The organism is Phenylobacterium composti DSM 19425 (genome assembly GCF_059568645.1).
In genome coordinates, this window is record NZ_JCANTT010000011.1 from 37553 (window position 1) to 54481 (window position 16929).

Sequence of the window (16929 nt, forward strand, 5' to 3'; positions counted from 1 at the left end):
GCAACCTACTACCGCGAAGGCGGCGGCGACGTCCCCATGGCGGCGGTCATCGCATTTTTTGCGGAACGCCGCCATGGGGCGCGTTGTCACGCCGACTTCTTGCCGTCGCTGTCCACTTCCTCGAACTCGGCGTCGACCACGTCGTCCGAGCCGGCGGAAGCTCCGCCGGCGTCGCCCGAGGCCTCGGCGCCGGCTTCCTGCTGGGCCTTGTACATGGCCTCGCCCAGCTTCATGGACGCCTGGATCAGCGTCTGGGTCTTGGCGGCGATGGTCTCGGCGTCACCGCTGTCCAGCGAACCCTTCAGGTCGTCGAGGGCCGACTGGATGGCGGAGCGCTCGGCCTCGCCCACCTTGTCGCCGTGTTCGGCCAGGGCCTTCTCGGTCGAGTGGATGACCGCGTCGGCCTGGTTCTTGGCCTCGACGGCCGCCTTGCGCTTCTCGTCCTCGGCCTTGTTGGACTCGGCTTCCTTGACCATGGCCTCGATGTCCGCGTCCGAGAGGCCGCCGTTGGCCTGGATGCGGATCGACTGCTCCTTGTTGGTCGCCTTGTCCCGGGCCGAGACGTTGACGATGCCGTTGGCGTCGATGTCGAAGGTCACCTCCACCTGCGGCACGCCGCGCGGGGCCGGCGGGATGCCCACCAGGTCGAACTGGCCGAGCAGCTTGTTGTCCGCGGCCATCGGGCGCTCGCCCTGGAACACCCGGATGGTCACCGCCGACTGGTTGTCCTCGGCGGTGGAGAACACCTGGCTGCGCTTGGTCGGGATGGTGGTGTTGCGCTCGATCAGCGGGGTGAACACGCCGCCCAGGGTCTCGATGCCCAGGGTCAGCGGGGTCACGTCCAGCAGCAGCACGTCCTTGACGTCGCCCTGCAGCACGCCCGCCTGGACCGCGGCGCCCAGGGCCACGACCTCGTCCGGGTTCACGCCCTTGTGGGGCTCGCGGCCGAAGAATTCCTTCACGGTCTCGACGACCTTGGGCATGCGGGTCATGCCGCCGACCAGGATCACCTCGTCGATGTCGGACTTCTTGAGGCCGGCGTCCTTCAGGGCGTTCTCGCAGGGGATGATCGTCTTGGCGATCAGGTCCTCCACGAGGGCCTCGAGCTTGGCGCGCGACAGCTTGATGTTCAGGTGCAGCGGGCCCGAGGCGTTCATCGAGATGAAGGGCAGGTTCACCTCGTACTGGGTGACGCTGGACAGCTCCTTCTTGGCCTTTTCGGCCTCTTCCTTCAGGCGCTGCAGGGCCAGCTTGTCCTTGCGCAGGTCGACGCCCTGCTCCTTCTTGAACTCGTCGGCCAGGTAGTCGACGATCCGCAGGTCGAAGTCCTCGCCGCCCAGGAAGGTGTCGCCGTTGGTGGACTTCACCTCGAACACGCCATCGCCGATCTCCAGGATCGAGACGTCGAAGGTGCCGCCGCCGAGGTCGTAGACGGCGATCTTCTTGCCGTCGTTCTTCTCAAGGCCGTAGGCGAGCGCCGCCGCGGTGGGCTCGTTGATGATGCGCAGGACCTCGAGGCCGGCGATCTTGCCGGCGTCCTTGGTGGCCTGACGCTGGGCGTCGTTGAAGTAGGCCGGGACGGTGATCACCGCCTTCTCGACCTTCTCGCCGAGGTGCTGCTCGGCGGCTTCCTTCATCTTCTGCAGGATGAAGGCGGAGATCTGCTGGGGCGAGTAGTCCTTGCCGTGGGCGCGCACCCAGGCGTCGCCGTTCGGGCCCTTGACGATCTCGTAGGGCACCATGCCCTTGTCCTTCTCGACCATCGGGTCCGAGAAGTTGCGGCCGATCAGGCGCTTGATCGCGAAGAAGGTGTTGGCCGGGTTGGTCACCGCCTGGCGCTTGGCCGGCTGGCCGACGAGGCGCTCGCCGTCGTCCATGAACGCCACGACCGAGGGCGTCGTCCGCGCGCCTTCGGCGTTCTCGATCACTTTCGGCGACTTGCCGTCCATGATGGCGACGCACGAGTTCGTGGTGCCGAGGTCGATGCCGATGATCTTGCTCATAATCGAGTCTTGCTCGCTCCTTGTTGGCGGACGCCGCGGGTGGGCCTTCTGGTGAAGCGCCCTATGTTGCCGACGCCCCCGGTTCGATCAGTCTCGGCCAGTCCCTCGGGCTTTCGCTCGCGGGAACCGGCGTCGCCAGCCGATATGGGGAAAGATAGGCGCCCTGCAAGTGGGAATGTCCCTAATGGCGTGAGGGGCATGGCTCAACCCCGACCGGGACTGTCGGCGTCGTCGCGCCGCCAGTTCGGACGCGCGGCGGCGTAGAGTTCCGGCGGGTGCTGCGTACGGCGACCCCGCGAGGCCAGGAAGGCGTGCTCCACCACCATGGCCTGCTGCTCGATGTTGAGGTCGGCGAAGGCTCCGCCCGCGGACAGGTCGTAGGCGTAGGCGGCGGCGCCGTCCCCCGCCCGCAGCTTGGCGGCCAGCAGCCAGACCCCGTTCTGGGCCTGCCACACATGGGTCAGCTCATGGACGAAGACCGCCTGCAGCCGCAGGGGGACATCGGATGCGGCGAAATCCGGCCGCGCCGTGGCCGCCGGCCAGACGATCAGGCCGGGGCCCGCCACGAAGGCGCGGTTCCAGGCGGGAATGGCGAGGAGCCGCACGCGACCGGCGTCGAGGCCGTCGCCGAACATCTCGGCCGCCAGGGCGCGCTCGCCCGGGGTCAGGCGGCGCAGGGCCAGAGGCGGCGTCCGGGGCGAAGTCATGGCGGCGTGAGCACCTTTCGCCAACTACATGGGCCCGGGCGGCCCGTTCCGCTTTGACTCGCGACAGAACGCCGCGTCAGTGTTCCCCGGGCCAAGCCTGGAGGACGTTCCAACGATGATCACCCTCACCCGTCCCGACGGCACGCGGCCCGGCGATCTTCACCTGTCCCGCCGGGGCCTGACCCTGGCGCTCACCGGCGGCTACGCCCTGGCGGCGTGGTCGGCCAAGGCCCAGCCGGTGAAGACCGACGCCGAGGGCATCGTGGTCGGCATGGTCGAGCCGCCCGCCGCCGACCGGAAGATCCCCGGCTACCTCGCCCGGCCGGCGGGGCCGGGGCGCCGCCCGGTGGTGATCCTGATCTCCGAGATCTTCGGCCTGCACGAATATATCCGCGACACCTGCCGCCGGCTGGCCAAGGCCGGCTATGTGGCCCTGGCGCCCGACTTCTTCGTCCGGGCCGGGGACCCGTCGACGCTCACCGACTTCCAGGAGATCCTGAAGATCGTCGCGACGGCGAATGACGCCCAGGTCGCCGGCGACATCCGGGCCGGTCTCGCCTATCTGGCCGACCAGCCGTTTGCGGACGTAAGCCGCACCGGGATCACCGGCTTCTGCTGGGGCGGCAATGTAGTCTGGGAGGCCTGCGCGCGGTTGCCCGACTTCAAGGCCGGGGTCGCCTGGTACGGCCGCCTGGCCGCCGATCACACCGCGGGCGGGCCGGACAACCGCACCCCCATCGCCCTCGCGGCCGAGCTGAAGGCGCCGGTGCTGGGTCTCTATGCCGAGAAGGACAACGGCATCCCGCTCACCGACGTGGAGCAGATGCGGGCGGCCCTGGCGGCGGCGGGCAAGACCGACAGCACGATCATCGTCTATCCCGACGCCCAGCATGGCTTCCACGCCGACTACCGCGCCTCGTACAGCCGGCCCGCCGCGGAGGACGGCTGGGCCCGCATGCTGGCCCACTTCCGGGCCCACGGGGTCTAGGAACAGAGGGCTCTAGAAGAGCGGCTCGTCCACCGGCGGCGGGGCCGGCGCCGGGGCCGGCCGCTGCAGCAGGTCGCCGATGCTGTCGCGCGGCGCAGGCGGCGGCGGGGCGGGCGCGGCCGCTTCGGCCTCGGCCTTCAGCCGGGCGGCCTCCTCGCGGGCCTTCCGCTCCTCTTCCAGCCGGGCTTTCTCTTCGGGCGTCAGCTCCGGCGGCGGCGGCCCCTCGATCCGCTCGTCGGTGAGCGGGGCGGCCTCCTGGGCCTCGATGGCCTGGCCATAGCCCTCCGCCGGGCGCTCGCCGGGCAGGCGGGCCGGCGCATCCGCCGTGAGGATCCCGACGGCGAACGCCCCCACGGCGGCGACGCCGATCAGGGCGGCCACAAGCTGCAGCACGGGGCGGGGCATGGACCAGTTCATGGCCGGCGACCCTAATGCGCGGCCCGCCTTAGCGGAAGCGGCAAGCGGCGGGGCAGAGGCGGGGTTTTGGTAAACGCCCATTAACGCCTGGACCGCCAAACAGGAGCCTTCGGCGAAGGTTCGTCTTCAGGGGATTCGAGGGCATGGCGCGCGTGGCGCGGAAGACCGGCGTGGAGCTGATCCTCCATATCGCCAGGCTCGTATGGGCCCACCCCAACACCGCCCGGCTGCGCGGCGGCCTGACGGCGGCCGTGGGCGTGATCCTGGCGGTCTCCTTTGCGACCTACAACGCCGCCGACCCGAGCCTGAACGCCGCCAGCGGCGCTGAACCCAGGAACGCCCTCGGCGGCGCCGGGGCGGTGCTGGCCGACATCGGCGTGCAGTCCCTCGGGATCGTGTCGGGGCTCCTCGCCCTGCTGCTGGTGGTCCTGGGCCTCGCCCGCGTGGCCGACCCCACGCCCGACGCCAGCCGCGGCCGGCTGCGCCTGCGGGGCCTCTTCGGGACCCTGGGCGTGCTGGCGATCGCCGCCGCCCTCGCCTGGCCCGCCCCGCCCGCCGCCTGGCCGCTGGCCAAGGGCCTGGGCGGCTTCTGGGGCGAGGCGATGCTGAGCGGCCTTGCCGCCCTGATCGCCTATGCCCGGATCCCCTTCGCCGAGGGCGTCGCCGGCGGCGTCCTGGCCGCGGCCGGCCTCGTGGCCTATGGCTACGCCCTGGGCCTCTCGCGCCTCGACCTGCGCGGGATCAGCGCCGGGGTGGGTCACGCCACGGCCGAGGCCTTCAAGCCGAAACTGAAGGCCGCTAGGCCTGAAAAGCCGGAGAAGCAGCCCCGGGCCGCCCGCCGCCGGCCGCTGGACAGCGTCATTCCCGACGCCGCCCCCTTCGAGGCCGACGAGGCGCCCGCCCCGCCCGTGGTTCCCGTGGCCTCCGGCTCCGAGCCCAAGGTGAAGGCGCCCAAGGCGCCGCCCCGGGAAAGCGCCCGGGAGCAGAAGGAAGCCCAGGCGACCTTCGAATTCGTCCAGCCCGGCGGCTTCCGCCTGCCCGAGCTGTCCATGCTGGCCAAGGCCCCCGCCCGGGCCGCGCAGTTCGACGAGGGCGCCCTGCGCCAGAACGCCCAGCTGCTGGAAAGCGTGCTCGCCGAATTCGGCGTCCGCGGCCAGGTGGACCAGATCCGACCCGGCCCCGTGGTCACCCTCTACGAACTGGTCCCGGCCGCCGGGGTGAAGTCGGCCCGCGTGGTGGCCCTGGCCGACGACATCGCCCGCTCCATGAGCGTCGCCGCCTGCCGCGTCTCGGTGGTGTCGGGCCGCAACGCCATCGGCATCGAGCTTCCCAACCAGCGGCGCGAGACGGTCTATCTGCGCGAACTGCTGGCCTCGCCGGAATATGAGCGGGGCGGCCAGGCCCTGCCGGTCGTTCTCGGCGAGACCATCGGCGGCGAGCCCTATGTGGCCGACCTGTCGAAGATGCCCCACCTGCTGATCGCCGGCACCACCGGCTCGGGCAAGTCGGTGGGCGTCAACGCCATGATTCTGTCGATCCTCTACCGGCTGCCGCCCGAGCAGTGCCGGCTGATCATGATCGACCCCAAGATGCTGGAGCTGTCGGTCTATGACGGCATCCCGCACCTGCTGGCCCCGGTGGTGACCGACCCGAAGAAGGCCATCGTCGCCCTGAAGTGGACCGTGCGCGAGATGGAGGACCGCTACCGGCGGATGTCCAAGATCGGCGTCCGCAACGTGGCCTCCTACAACGAGCGGGCCCGGGAAGCCGTGGCCCGGGGCGAACACTTCGAGCGCACGGTGCAGACCGGCTTCGACGACGCGGGCCGCCCGATCTTCGAGTCCGAGAAGATCGTGCCTGAGCCCATGCCATACCTCGTGGTGATCATCGACGAGGTGGCCGACCTGATGATGGTGGCCGGCAAGGACATCGAAGGCGCCGTTCAGCGGCTGGCCCAGATGGCCCGGGCCGCCGGCATCCACCTGATCATGGCCACCCAGCGGCCGTCGGTGGACGTCATCACCGGCACCATCAAGGCCAATTTCCCGACCCGGATCAGCTTCCAGGTCACGTCCAAGATCGACTCGCGCACCATCCTGGGCGAGCAGGGCGCCGAGCAGCTGCTGGGCCAGGGCGACATGCTCTACATGGCCGGCGGCGGCCGCATCACCCGCCTGCACGGCCCGTTCGTCTCGGACGGCGAGGTGGAGGCGGTGGCCAAGTTCCTGCGCGAACAGGGCGCGCCCAGCTATCTCGAGGAGGTCACGGCCGGCGGCGACGAGGAGGGCGACGAGGGCCCGAACCTCGGCTTCGGCGGCGACACGGGCGACGCCAACGACCTCTACGACCGGGCGGTGGCCATCGTCACCCGGGACGGCAAGGCGTCGACCAGCTACATCCAGCGCCGCCTGCAGATCGGCTACAACCGCGCCGCCTCGATCATGGAGCGCATGGAGCAGGAAGGCGTCGTCGGCCCGGCCAACCACGCCGGCAAGCGGGAGATCCTGGTCAGCGCCCCGCCATAGGTTCGCGACCCCTCCGGGCGCCGAGGGCCGCCTGCCCCGGCGCGGGCGGATCGCCTAGCGGCGCCGGCCGCCCGGCTTGTGGCCCTTGGTCATGGGATCGGGCTTTCGCGGCAGGGGCGCCTTCGGGTCGCGGCGGTACATCTCCTGGCTGGAGCCGAGGCCCATCCGTCCGGGGGTCTGTTCCACGAGGTTGCTTTCCCCCCGCTTCAGGCGACCGATGGCGTCCCGCAACAGGGCGGCGGTCTCGAAGTCGCCGGCCTGCGCCGCCTCGGCCATCCGCCGCTCCAGCTCCTCGATCGCGCCCATGGCCTCGGAACACCCTGTCATGGGAAGCGTTGCGGCAGCCTCCCTATTTGAGCCCTATTGCCGCCGCTTGCGCCCGATAGGAAGCCCGCGCATGGAGTTTCGCATGACGCTCGACCGCCGCAGCCTGAGCCTCGCGCTCGTCGCCAGCGCCTTCGCCGCCCCCGCCTTCGCGCAAGGGAGCGCGCCAAGGGGCGCGCAAGGGGCTCTGTCGCCCGCCGACCGGGCCCTGGTGGAGCGCGCGGCGACCTATCTCCAGGGCCTGACCGAGGCCAAGGCGCGGTTCGTCCAGACCGACGGCCGCGGCCGCTCGGTGACCGGCGACGTCTATCTGAAGCGGCCGGGCAAGGCGCGGTTCGACTACGACCCGCCCTCGGGCCTGCTGGTGGTCTCGGACGGGGGCGTGGTGTCGGTGCAGGACACCCGCCTGAAGACCTTCGACCGCTATCCGCTGTCGGCGACGCCGCTGGCCGTCTTCCTGGCCAAGAACATCCGCCTGGACCAGGGCGTGTCAGTGACCCGGGTGACCCGCCAGGCCGACGGCTTCTCGATCACCGCCCGGGACGGGACCAAGCGCACGGCGGGCCAGATCACCCTCACCTTCCGCGAGACGCCCCAGCTCACCCTCACGGGCTGGACCGTCACCGACGCCCAGAACCGCCAGACCCGGGTGCAGCTGCAGGACCTGCAGCGCGTCTCGGGCCTCGCCAGCTCGCTGTTCGTGTTGAAGGACCCGCGGCCCAAGAATGTCGGCCGCGGCAAGGTCTGAGTCGGGTGATTTGCCCGGCGAATGTGATTTCTGAATCACAGGCAAGCGATATCGCGGAAGCCCTTTGACTTTCTGTCGAACTGTTGCGATATTGCCACCACGTCGCTCGCGCAGGGTGTGCGGGCGTGTCCGTGCCGGAACTATCCCCTCCCGGCGGCGGCATGAGAGACCACTTTCAACGCCCGGGCGCCAGCCATCGCCCGGGCTTTTCTTTGCGCAAGTTCCCGAAACCGGCGCGACGCCCTAAATGAGCGCCATGCGCCTTCGCCTCTGCACCTGGAACGTCAACTCCGTCCGCCTGCGCGTCGAGCAGGTCGCCCGCTTCGTCCAGGAACAGGCGCCCGACGTCCTGGCGCTGCAGGAGATCAAGTGCCGCGAGGGCGACTTCCCTCTCAACGCCTTCAAGGAGATGGGCCTGCCCCATGTCCGGATCGCCGGCCAGAAGGGCTGGCACGGCGTGGCCATCGCCTCACGCCTGCCGATCGAGGACGCGCCCAGGCTGGACGTCTGCCGCGAGGGTCACGCCCGCTGCGTGGGCGCCAAGGTGGCCGGGGTCGAGATCCACAACTTCTACATCCCTGCCGGCGGCGACATCCCCGACCGGGCGGAGAACCCCAAGTTCGACCACAAGCTCGACTTCTACGAGAAGCTCACCGCCGAGCTGGCCAGGCGCGACCGCAAGGAGCCCATCGCCATCGTCGGCGACCTGAACGTGGCCCCGGGCGAGTTCGACGTCTGGAACCACAAGTACATGTCGAAGATCGTCAGCCACACGCCGGTGGAGGTGGAGGCCTTCGCGGCCCTGAAGGCCTCGCTCGACTTCATCGACCTGCCCCGGGAGACGATCCCCGAGCCGACCAAGATGGCCTCGTGGTGGAGCTATCGGGCGGCGGATTTCCGCAAGTCCAACCGCGGCCTGCGCCTGGACCATATCCTGGTGAGTCCGGGCCTGAAGGACGCCGCCTTCCGGCTCGGCGCGGCCGCCAGCCGGGTGCATGAAGACGTCCGGGCCTGGGAGCGCCCCAGCGACCACGCGCCGGTGACCGCCGACCTGGTGCTGTAGAGGCGACGGGCTGTAGAGGCGACCTTTCCGGAGGCCCTCGCGAACGGCCCGGGCCCTTCGGGCCTTGCGGGCCGTGTCCCCCCGTGGGGGACGATCAACCACCTCGGCTAGGGCGCGAGACGGTAGCCGCCGGCCTCGGTGAGCAGCAGGCGAGCGTTGGCCGGATCGGGCTCGATCTTCTGCCGCAGCCGGTAGACATGGGTCTCGAGGGTGTGGGTGGTGACCCCGGCGTTGTAGCCCCAGACCTCGGCCAGCAGCTCCTCCCGCGAGACGGCCTTGTCGCCGGCCCGGTAGAGGTACTTGAGGATGTTGGTTTCCTTCTCGGTTAGCCGGATCTTCTTCTGCTTCTCGTCGATCAGCAGCTTGGCGGCCGGGCGGAACTCGTAGGCGCCCAGGCGGAAGACCGCGCCCTCGGAATGCTCGTGGCTGCGCAGCTGGGCGCGGATGCGGGCCAGCAGCACGGCGAACTTGTAGGGCTTGGTGACATAGTCGTTGGCCCCCGCCTCCAGGCCCTGGACCGTGTCATCGTCGCCCGCGGCGGCGGTCAGCATGATCACCGGGGCGGCGACGCCGTTCTGGCGCATCTGCCGGCAGGCGCTGCGGCCGTCCATGTCGGGCAGATCCACATCGAGCAGCACGAGGTCGGGCTTGCACTCCGAGGCGAGACGGACGCCGTCACCGGCGGTCGGCGCCTCGACCGTCTCAAACCCCTCGGCCTGAAGCTGTTCGGCGATCGCCCCGCGAAGGTCCTGGTCGTCGTCGACGATGAGGAGGGTCTTGCGTTGAGCCATGGTTAGAACAAACACCATATGCAGGCTCCCGGGCAAAGGGTTTGCGTCTTGATCTTTACGGCGACCTCCGACGGATGGCTGGACCTGGGCGAGCGGAAGGTGCGCTGCGCCCTGGGCCCCGCAGGCGTGAAACCGGCCGCCGAGAAGCGGGAAGGCGACGGCGCCTCGCCGGCGGGAATCTGGCCCCTGCGGGAGGTCTGGTACCGGCCGGACAAGGGGCCGCCGCCCGCCAGCGCCCTGCGCGTCCACACCATGAGCGAGGACGACGGCTGGTGCGACGACCCGGCCGACCCCGCCTACAACCGGCATGTGAAGCTGCCCTACCCCGCCAGCGCCGAGCGGCTGTGGCGGGAGGATGACGTCTACGACATCGTGGTGGTGCTGGGGCACAATGACGACCCGCCGGTCCCGGGGCTGGGCTCGTGCATCTTCCTGCACCTGTGCCGGCCGGGCTATCCGCCCACGGAAGGCTGCGTGGCGGTGGAGCGGGCCGACCTCGAGGAACTCCTGACCCATGCCCAGCCGGGCGACGCGCTGGAGATCCGGCCCTGACGCCGTGGTGATCCGGCGGGGCCGGCGTCCTGCGAGACGACCCTAGGCGGCCCGGGCCCCGAACACCGCCGAGCCGACCCGGACGCTGGTGGCGCCGAAGCGGATGGCGGTCTCGAAGTCGTCGCTCATGCCCATGGAAAGCTTCTCGACGCCATTGCGGGCGGCGATCTTCGCCAGGAGGGCGAAGTGCGGCCCCGGCGGCTCGGCGGCCGGCGGGATGCACATCAGCCCCTCGATCGCGAAGCCGTAGTCCTTGCGGCAGGCGGCGATGAAGGCGTCGGCCTCGGCGGGGATCACCCCGGCCTTCTGCGGCTCCTCGCCGGTGTTCACCTGCACATAGAGGCGCGGGCTGCGGCCCTGCTTCTGCACCTGGTCGGCTAGGGCGCGGGCCAGCCGGTCACGGTCCAGGCTCTCGATCACGTCGAAGAAGGCCACCGCCTCCTTGGCCTTGTTGGACTGCAGGGGGCCGATCAGGTGGAGGGTCAGGCCCTCGGCCCGGCCGTCCCAGCGGCCCATGGCCTCCTGGACGCGGTTCTCGCCGAACACCCGCTGGCCGGCGGCGAGGACCGGCTCGACGGCCTCCCACGGCTGCTGCTTGGACACCGCCACGAGGGTGACCTCGGCCGGATCGCGGCCACAGGCTTGCGCGGCGCGGGCGATCCGGGCCACGACGTCGGAATAGGCAGGAGGCGCAGTCATTTCGGAGGCGTTCTGGACCCTGGAGCGGACGGCCCGGCTCTTACCGGCCCGCAGGCGGCTGCGGAAGGCCCTCCCCGCCCTGCTGTGCTTCACCGACCCGGCGCGGACGCCCGATCCCGTGGCCGCCGCGGCCCGGCTGCCTGCCGGGGCCGCCATCGTCTATCGCAGCTTCGGATCGGCCGCCGCCGAGGCCACGGCCCGGCGGTTGAAGGAGGTAGCGCGGGCCCGGGGCCTTGTCCTGCTGATCGGCCAGGACGCGGCCCTGGCGGCGCGGGTCGGCGCCGACGGCGTCCACCTGCCCGAGCGCCTGGCCCATCGGGCGGCGGCGCTGAAGCGCCGGCGTCCGGACTGGATCGTCACTGCGGCCGCCCATTCCCTCCCCGCGGCGCGGACGGCGGGGCCGGATGCGGTGGTGGTCTCGGCGGTGTTTCCCTCGCGCAGCGCCTCGGCGGGGACGCCCCTCGGTCCGTTGCGGCTGGCGGCGATGGTGCGGGCGTCCGGGCGTCCGGCCTACGCCCTTGGCGGGGTGAACGCGCAAACCGCCCGCCGCCTGCTGGGCGCGGGCGTGGTCGGACTGGCGGCCGTGGACGGCCTTAGAACTTGAAGCTGGATTCCAGCCGGACCTTCGGCGCGTCGGCCGGGCGGGCCTGGTTGGCGCGCGGGGTCAGCTCCTGCTCGCCCAGGGCCACCGAGCCGCCGACCCGCAGCGACGGGGTGATGCGGAAATAGGCGCCGGCCTGGACGTCGTTGAGGGTGGATTCCCGGGCCTCGGACTGGCGCACCCCGAGGGTGACGCCGAAACGCCCCTTGCTGGCGTCATAGACCTGCACCCGGCCCGCCTCGGGCGCCGCGGCGGCCGGTTCGGACTTCACGGAGAAGTCGATGCGCTTGCCCTTGTCGGCGGCGTGCGCCGCTCCACCCGTCGCGCCGAGCAGCGCGGCGGCGGCGAGGATCGCACTGATGCGGCCAACCGACATGACCAACATATAACCCCTAAGCCCCATCACCGCATCCCCAGGCCGCCCCCACGGCGAAGGTTTGCGATCTCGCGGCCGATTAGAGATGCCGCACCGGACAGGTCAACCGACTCTTAAGCGCTTGGCTCCCAACCATGTCAGATCGCCTAAAGCTGTGGCGCTGCCGCCACGCGATTCCTGTTTGGCGTCAGTCTCGGCGTTGTTATAGAGGGCGCGGCGCGGGGCGGCGCCGTGGCGTCCTTGCGCTGCGGAAAGATCATTGGAGACGGATGCATATGCCGTTTGTGCGCGTTGAGTGGAAGCGTGGTCTGATGTTCGGCGTGGCGGCCTTGGGCGCCCTCGCCCTGACCGCCTGCTCCAGCGGGCCGAAACTGCCCTTCACCGGCGGCGGCAAGTCCTCCCAGACCGCGCAGTCCCCGATTTCGGTGAACGGCTACCTGTGGCGGGCGAGCCTCGACACCCTGGCGTTCATGCCCCTGGCGTCGGCCGACCCCTACGGCGGCGTGATCATCACCGACTGGTACGTGAACCCGGAAACGCCGAACGAGCGCTTCAAGGCCACCGTCTACATCCTGGACTCGCGGCTGCGGGCCGACGGCCTGAACGTGTCGGTGTTCAAGCAGGTGCGCGACGCCGCCGGCAACTGGGTGGACGCCCAGGCCGCCGGCCAGACTGAGGCCGACCTCGAGAACGCCATTCTCTCGCGCGCCCGTCAGCTTCGGCTTTCGAACATCCGCGGCTGACGCCCGGCCGGTCGCACCCTTGGGGCGGCCACCGGCGAAGCGACCCGAAACGGGGCCTCGGCCCCGCGGCCTGAAGCGCGCTCCGGCCTTCGGGCCGCCTCCCCTATGGGGAGGAATGGTTGACCGGACGACCAACCTCAGTCCAAAGGCCCCTCATGGCCCGCTACAATCCCAAAGAAACCGAACCCAAGTGGCGTGAGCGCTGGACCGCCGCGCAGTCGTTCCGCGCCGAGATCGATCCGGACAAGCCGAAGTACTACGTGCTGGAGATGTTCCCGTACCCGTCGGGACGCCTGCACATGGGCCATGTGCGCAACTATGCGCTCGGCGACGTGATCGCGCGGTTCAAGCGGGCCCGCGGGTTCTCGGTGCTGCATCCCATGGGCTGGGACGCCTTCGGCCTGCCGGCCGAGAACGCGGCCATGGAGCGGGGCGTCGACCCCAAGGCCTGGACCTACGACAACATCGCGCGCATGCGCGCCGAGCTGAAGGAGCTCGGCCTGTCGATCGACTGGAGCCGGGAGTTCGCCACCTGCGACGCCGAATACTACGGCAAGCAGCAGGCCTGGTTCCTGGAGCTGTTCAAGCGCGGCCTCGTCTACCGCAAGGAAAGCGTCGTCAACTGGGACCCGGTGGACCAGACGGTCCTGGCCAACGAGCAGGTCGTGGACGGCAAGGGCTGGCGCTCGGGCGCGCCGGTCGAGAAGCGCAAGCTGGCCCAGTGGTTCCTGAAGATCACCCAGTACGCCGACCAGCTGGTGGACGACCTGGAGAAGCTGGATCGCTGGCCCGAGAAGGTCCGGACGATGCAGGAGAACTGGATCGGCCGCTCCAAGGGCTGCCGCCTGCACTTCCGCTTCGCCGGCGAGGCTCCCGAGACGTTTGCGGACGGAGTCGAGGTCTACACCACCCGGCCGGACACCCTGTTCGGCGCGAGCTTCGTGGGCGTGGCGCCCGACCATCCGCTGGCCGAGCTGGTCGCGGCGCGGGACCCCAAGGCCGCCGCCTTCATCGCCGAGGCCCGGAAGGGCGCGGTCTCCGAGGCCGAGATCGAGACCGCCGAGAAGATCGGCTACGACACCGGCCTGCGCGTGAAGCACCCGTTCGACCCGAACTGGGAGCTGCCGGTCTGGATCGCCAACTTCATCCTCATGGACTACGGCACGGGGGCGATCTTCGGCTGCCCGGCCCATGACCAGCGCGACCTGGATTTCGCCCGCAAGTACGGCCTGCCGGTGAAGCCGGTGGTGCTGCCCCCGGGCGGGGATCCGGCCACCTTCCACGTGGGCGACGAGGCCTATGTGGGCCCCGGCGCGATCTACAATTCCGACTTCCTGAACGGCCTAGAGGTGGAGGCCGCCAAGGCCGCGGCCATCGACCGCATCGAGTCCCTGGGCGCTGGCCAGGGCGCGACGGTCTACCGCCTGCGCGACTGGGGCGTCTCGCGCCAGCGCGCCTGGGGCTGCCCGATCCCGGTGGTGCATTGCGAAAAGTGCGGCGTGGTCGGCGTGCCGAAGGAGCAACTGCCGGTCACCCACCCCGCTGACATCGAGTTCGGCAAGTCGGGCAACGCCCTCGAGCGCCATCCGACGTGGAAGCACACCACCTGCCCCGGCTGCGGCGGCCCGGCCACCCGCGAGACCGACACGCTGGACACCTTCGTGGACAGCTCCTGGTATTTCGCCCGCTTCGCCAATCCGGACGCCCAGGAGCCCATCGACACGGCGGCGGCCGACTACTGGCTGCCGGTGGATCAGTACATCGGCGGCATCGAGCACGCGGTGCTGCACCTGCTCTACGCCCGCTTCATCACCAAGGCCCTGGCCGACGAAGGCCTGCTGAACGTGCGCGAGCCCTTCGCCGGCCTGTTCACCCAAGGGATGGTCACCCATGAGACCTACCGCCGGCAGAACGGCGAATGGGTCGAGCCAGGCGCCGTCGAGGTGGTGGTCGAGGGCAAGAGCCGCCGCGCCAGCCTGATCGACGGCGGCGAGCCGGTGATCATCGGCGACGTCGAGAAGATGTCGAAGTCCAAGAAGAACACGGTGGCGCCGGAAGAGATCTTCCAGGTGTACGGCGTCGACGCCGCCCGTCTCTTCGTGCTCTCCGACAGCCCGCCCGAACGGGACTTCCAGTGGTCGTCCGCCGGCGTCCAGGGCGCCTGGCGCTTCGTCAACCGGGTGTGGGACGAGTTCGACGCCCACCCGGCCGGCGGGATCGATTGGAAGGATCCGCTGAAGGACGAGACCGACGCCGCCCGCGAGCTGCGCCGCCAGACCCACCGCACCATCAAGGCGGTGACCGAGGCCATCGAGGCGTTCCGGTTCAATTCGGGCATCGCCCGGCTGTACGAGTTCCTCAACGTCCTGAAGGCGACGCCGGTGATCGACGGCGATCCGGTGCTGCTGGCCGCCCGCCACGAGGCCCTGCAGGCCTTCGCCCGGCTGATTGCGCCCTTCACCCCGCACCTGGCCGAGGAATGCTGGGCGCACATCGGCGGCGAGGGCATGGTCGTGGAGGCCCCCTGGCCCGAGTACGACCCGGCCCTGACCGAGGATGCGGTGAAGATCCTGCCGGTGCAGGTGAACGGCAAGCGCCGCGGCGAGATCACCGCCCCGGCCGGCGCCGAGCCGGCCGAGGTGGAGAAGATCGTCCTCGCCGATCCCGAGATCACCGCCCGCCTGGAGGGCCTGACGATCCGCAAGATCATTGTGGTCAAGGACCGGATCGTGAATATCGTGGCGGCATGACGAAGGCTGCGCTCCTCGCCCTCACCGTCGCCGGCCTGGCCCTCTCGGGCTGCGCCGGGTTTCAGCCGCTGTACGGTGAGGCGGGGGTGACCTCGAACCTGGCCGGGATCGAGGTCGAGGCGCCGGACGGTCGCACCGGCTTCCTGATCGGCCAGCACCTGGACGACGCCCTCGGCCGCAACCGGGGCGCGCCGACCACCTACACCATGCAGCTGTCGGTGGGCGAAGCCCGCTACCCCCGGGGCGTGCGCATCGACAATGTGGCGACCCGCTACGAATACGTCCTGACCGCCGACTATGTCCTGGTCTCGCGGGCCTCGGGCGCGGTGGCCAAGCGCGGCCGGGTGCGGGTGGAGCTGACCTACGACTCCGCCGATCAGCCCTACGCCTCGATCTCGGCCCAGCAGGACGCCCAGGACCGGGCCGCCGAGGAGGCCGCCCGCCGCATCGAGCTGGAACTGGCCGTGTGGCTCGCCAACGGGGCGCCGCCGCCCGGGGCGGGCCGCAGCCGCGCGGCAAGCTGACCGCATGATCCTCAGCCGCCGACCCGACATCGAGCGGTTCCTCGGCAAGCCCGATCCGGCCATCCGCGCGGCGCTCATCTACGGCCGCGATATCGGCGTGGTGCGCGACCGGGGCCACGCCCTGGCCGCCAGGATCGTCCCCAATCCCGACGATCCCTTCGACGTGGCGATCCTCACCGAGGGCGACGTCGCCGACGATCCGCCGCGGCTGGAGGGCGAGCTCGCCGCCCAGTCGCTCATGGGTGGACGCCGCCTGGTGCGCCTGCGCCTCTCCAATGAGAAACCCGCCGTGGACAAGGCGGTGGCCGAGGCGCTGGAGCGTCACGCGGCCGGAGAGCTGAACCCCGACGCCTTCTTCCTGATCGAGGCGGGCAACCTCGAGCGCAGTTCGGCCCTGCGCAAGGCCGGGGAAAAGGCGAACGCCTGCGCCACCATCCCCTGCTACGAGGACGAGCCCGGCGACGTGGCCCGGCTGGTGCGCGACACCCTAGCCCGGGACCAGGTGTCGCTCAGCGCCGAGGCCCTGCAGATGTTCGTCCAGCGCCTGCCCAAGGAGCGCGGGGTCGCCAAGGCCGAGATCGAGCGCCTGGCCCTCTACCTCGGCCCCGGCAGCGGGACCGTGGCCACCCCCGCCGACCTGGAGCCGTTCCTGGGCGTGGAGCCCGAGGCCAGCCTGTTCGACGCCGCCGCCGACGCCTTCGGCGGTCGCCTCGCCGAGGCCCAGGCCGGCCTCCGCCGGGCGGCGCAGGAGGGCGAGAGCGGCCCCGCCGCCGTGCGGGCCATCGGCATGCACCTGGCGAAGCTTCGCCGCACCCTGACCCTGGCCAAGGCCGGCGCCGGCCTGCAGGAGGCCGCCAAGGCCTCAGGGGTGTTCTGGAAGCAGGAGCGGGAGTTCCTGCGCCAGGCGCGGACCTGGAGCCTGGAGGAGCTCGACCGCATCCAGCCCGAGGTGCTGGCGGCGGACAAGGCCTGCAAGACCGCCGGCTCCCCTGATCGCCTGATCGCCGAGCGCCTGGCCCTCACCATCGCCGGCCGGGCCCGGCGACTGGGGCTTTAGAGGAAAACAGAGGCTCCCCCTCCGGGGGAGCTGTCGCGAAGCGACTGAGGGGCCTGCCTGA

The 16929-nt window shown here is 70.7% G+C and carries 17 protein-coding genes; 10 read left to right on the forward strand and 7 right to left on the reverse strand.

All coding sequences use genetic code 11. The features are described 5' to 3' along the window. Nucleotides 1-86: 86 nt before the first annotated feature. The gene (gene dnaK / locus BO64_RS03110; RefSeq protein WP_496401812.1) at nucleotides 87-2003 is read right to left on the reverse strand and encodes a molecular chaperone DnaK; all 1917 of its coding nucleotides are present in this window, start codon (nucleotides 2001-2003) and stop codon (nucleotides 87-89) included. Between the two features lie 203 nt (nucleotides 2004-2206). Beyond that, nucleotides 2207-2710, reverse strand: a complete 504-nt coding sequence (locus tag BO64_RS03115) for a hypothetical protein (protein ID WP_496401813.1) — start codon at nucleotides 2708-2710, stop codon at nucleotides 2207-2209. Nucleotides 2711-2825: 115 nt separating this feature from the next. On the opposite strand from BO64_RS03115, the gene BO64_RS03120 reads away from it, so the two are divergent. Continuing rightward, nucleotides 2826-3698 carry a dienelactone hydrolase family protein gene (locus tag BO64_RS03120; RefSeq protein ID WP_496401814.1) on the forward strand — a complete coding sequence of 291 codons (873 nt, stop codon included), beginning with the start codon at nucleotides 2826-2828 and terminating at the stop codon, nucleotides 3696-3698. Between the two features lie 12 nt (nucleotides 3699-3710). Here BO64_RS03120 and BO64_RS03125 read toward each other — a convergent pair whose 3' ends face one another. Further along, on the reverse strand, nucleotides 3711-4115 hold the full coding sequence (locus BO64_RS03125; RefSeq protein WP_496401815.1) for a hypothetical protein: 405 nt from the start codon (nucleotides 4113-4115) through the stop codon (nucleotides 3711-3713). Between the two features lie 143 nt (nucleotides 4116-4258). Between BO64_RS03125 and BO64_RS03130 the strand changes: the two genes are divergently transcribed. Beyond that, nucleotides 4259-6640, forward strand: a complete 2382-nt coding sequence (locus BO64_RS03130; protein WP_496401816.1) for a DNA translocase FtsK — start codon at nucleotides 4259-4261, stop codon at nucleotides 6638-6640. Between the two features lie 54 nt (nucleotides 6641-6694). Here BO64_RS03130 and BO64_RS03135 read toward each other — a convergent pair whose 3' ends face one another. After that, a complete protein-coding gene (locus BO64_RS03135) occupies nucleotides 6695-6967 on the reverse strand; it encodes a UvrB/UvrC motif-containing protein (protein WP_496401817.1) in 273 nt (90 codons plus the stop codon). A gap of 82 nt (nucleotides 6968-7049) precedes the next feature. Between BO64_RS03135 and BO64_RS03140 the strand changes: the two genes are divergently transcribed. Further along, nucleotides 7050-7712, forward strand: coding sequence for a LolA family protein (locus BO64_RS03140; protein ID WP_496401818.1), 663 nt, complete (start codon nucleotides 7050-7052; stop codon nucleotides 7710-7712). Nucleotides 7713-7968: 256 nt separating this feature from the next. Beyond that, nucleotides 7969-8775: an exodeoxyribonuclease III gene (locus tag BO64_RS03145; protein ID WP_496401819.1), complete on the forward strand. Its 807-nt coding sequence runs from the start codon at nucleotides 7969-7971 to the stop codon at nucleotides 8773-8775. 107 nt (nucleotides 8776-8882) lie between these two features. Here the strand turns inward: BO64_RS03145 and BO64_RS03150 are convergent, their stop codons facing one another. Continuing rightward, nucleotides 8883-9566: a response regulator transcription factor gene (locus BO64_RS03150; RefSeq protein WP_496401820.1), complete on the reverse strand. Its 684-nt coding sequence runs from the start codon at nucleotides 9564-9566 to the stop codon at nucleotides 8883-8885. A gap of 48 nt (nucleotides 9567-9614) precedes the next feature. On the opposite strand from BO64_RS03150, the gene BO64_RS03155 reads away from it, so the two are divergent. Continuing rightward, the gene (locus tag BO64_RS03155) at nucleotides 9615-10118 is read left to right on the forward strand and encodes a L,D-transpeptidase family protein (protein WP_496401821.1); all 504 of its coding nucleotides are present in this window, start codon (nucleotides 9615-9617) and stop codon (nucleotides 10116-10118) included. 42 nt (nucleotides 10119-10160) lie between these two features. On the opposite strand, the gene BO64_RS03160 is transcribed toward BO64_RS03155, so the two are convergent. Further along, on the reverse strand, nucleotides 10161-10817 hold the full coding sequence (locus BO64_RS03160) for a YggS family pyridoxal phosphate-dependent enzyme (protein WP_496401822.1): 657 nt from the start codon (nucleotides 10815-10817) through the stop codon (nucleotides 10161-10163). A 118-nt stretch (nucleotides 10818-10935) separates the two neighbouring features. Between BO64_RS03160 and BO64_RS03165 the strand changes: the two genes are divergently transcribed. Next, on the forward strand, nucleotides 10936-11421 hold the full coding sequence (locus BO64_RS03165) for a thiamine phosphate synthase (protein ID WP_496401823.1): 486 nt from the start codon (nucleotides 10936-10938) through the stop codon (nucleotides 11419-11421). Here the strand turns inward: BO64_RS03165 and BO64_RS03170 are convergent. After that, entirely contained in the window at nucleotides 11411-11794 is a 384-nt protein-coding gene (locus tag BO64_RS03170; protein ID WP_496401824.1) for an NtrZ family periplasmic regulatory protein, read from the reverse strand. The two genes, BO64_RS03165 and BO64_RS03170, sit on opposite strands and share 11 nt — an antisense overlap. A gap of 275 nt (nucleotides 11795-12069) precedes the next feature. Between BO64_RS03170 and BO64_RS03175 the strand changes: the two genes are divergently transcribed. From BO64_RS03175 to holA, 4 genes are all read left to right on the forward strand, one after another. After that, the gene (locus tag BO64_RS03175; RefSeq protein ID WP_496402447.1) at nucleotides 12070-12537 is read left to right on the forward strand and encodes a DUF3576 domain-containing protein; all 468 of its coding nucleotides are present in this window, start codon (nucleotides 12070-12072) and stop codon (nucleotides 12535-12537) included. Nucleotides 12538-12692: 155 nt separating this feature from the next. Further along, complete coding sequence (gene leuS, locus BO64_RS03180) at nucleotides 12693-15287, forward strand: leucine--tRNA ligase (RefSeq protein WP_496401825.1); 2595 nt, start codon at nucleotides 12693-12695, stop codon at nucleotides 15285-15287. Then, nucleotides 15284-15811 (forward strand): LPS assembly lipoprotein LptE, encoded by a 528-nt coding sequence (gene lptE / locus BO64_RS03185; RefSeq protein ID WP_496401826.1) that lies wholly within the window; start codon nucleotides 15284-15286, stop codon nucleotides 15809-15811. The genes leuS and lptE overlap by 4 nt, the downstream gene beginning before the upstream one ends. Nucleotides 15812-15815: 4 nt before the next feature. Further along, a complete protein-coding gene (gene holA, locus BO64_RS03190) occupies nucleotides 15816-16868 on the forward strand; it encodes a DNA polymerase III subunit delta (protein WP_496401827.1) in 1053 nt (350 codons plus the stop codon). The last annotated feature ends 61 nt before the right edge of the window (nucleotides 16869-16929 follow it).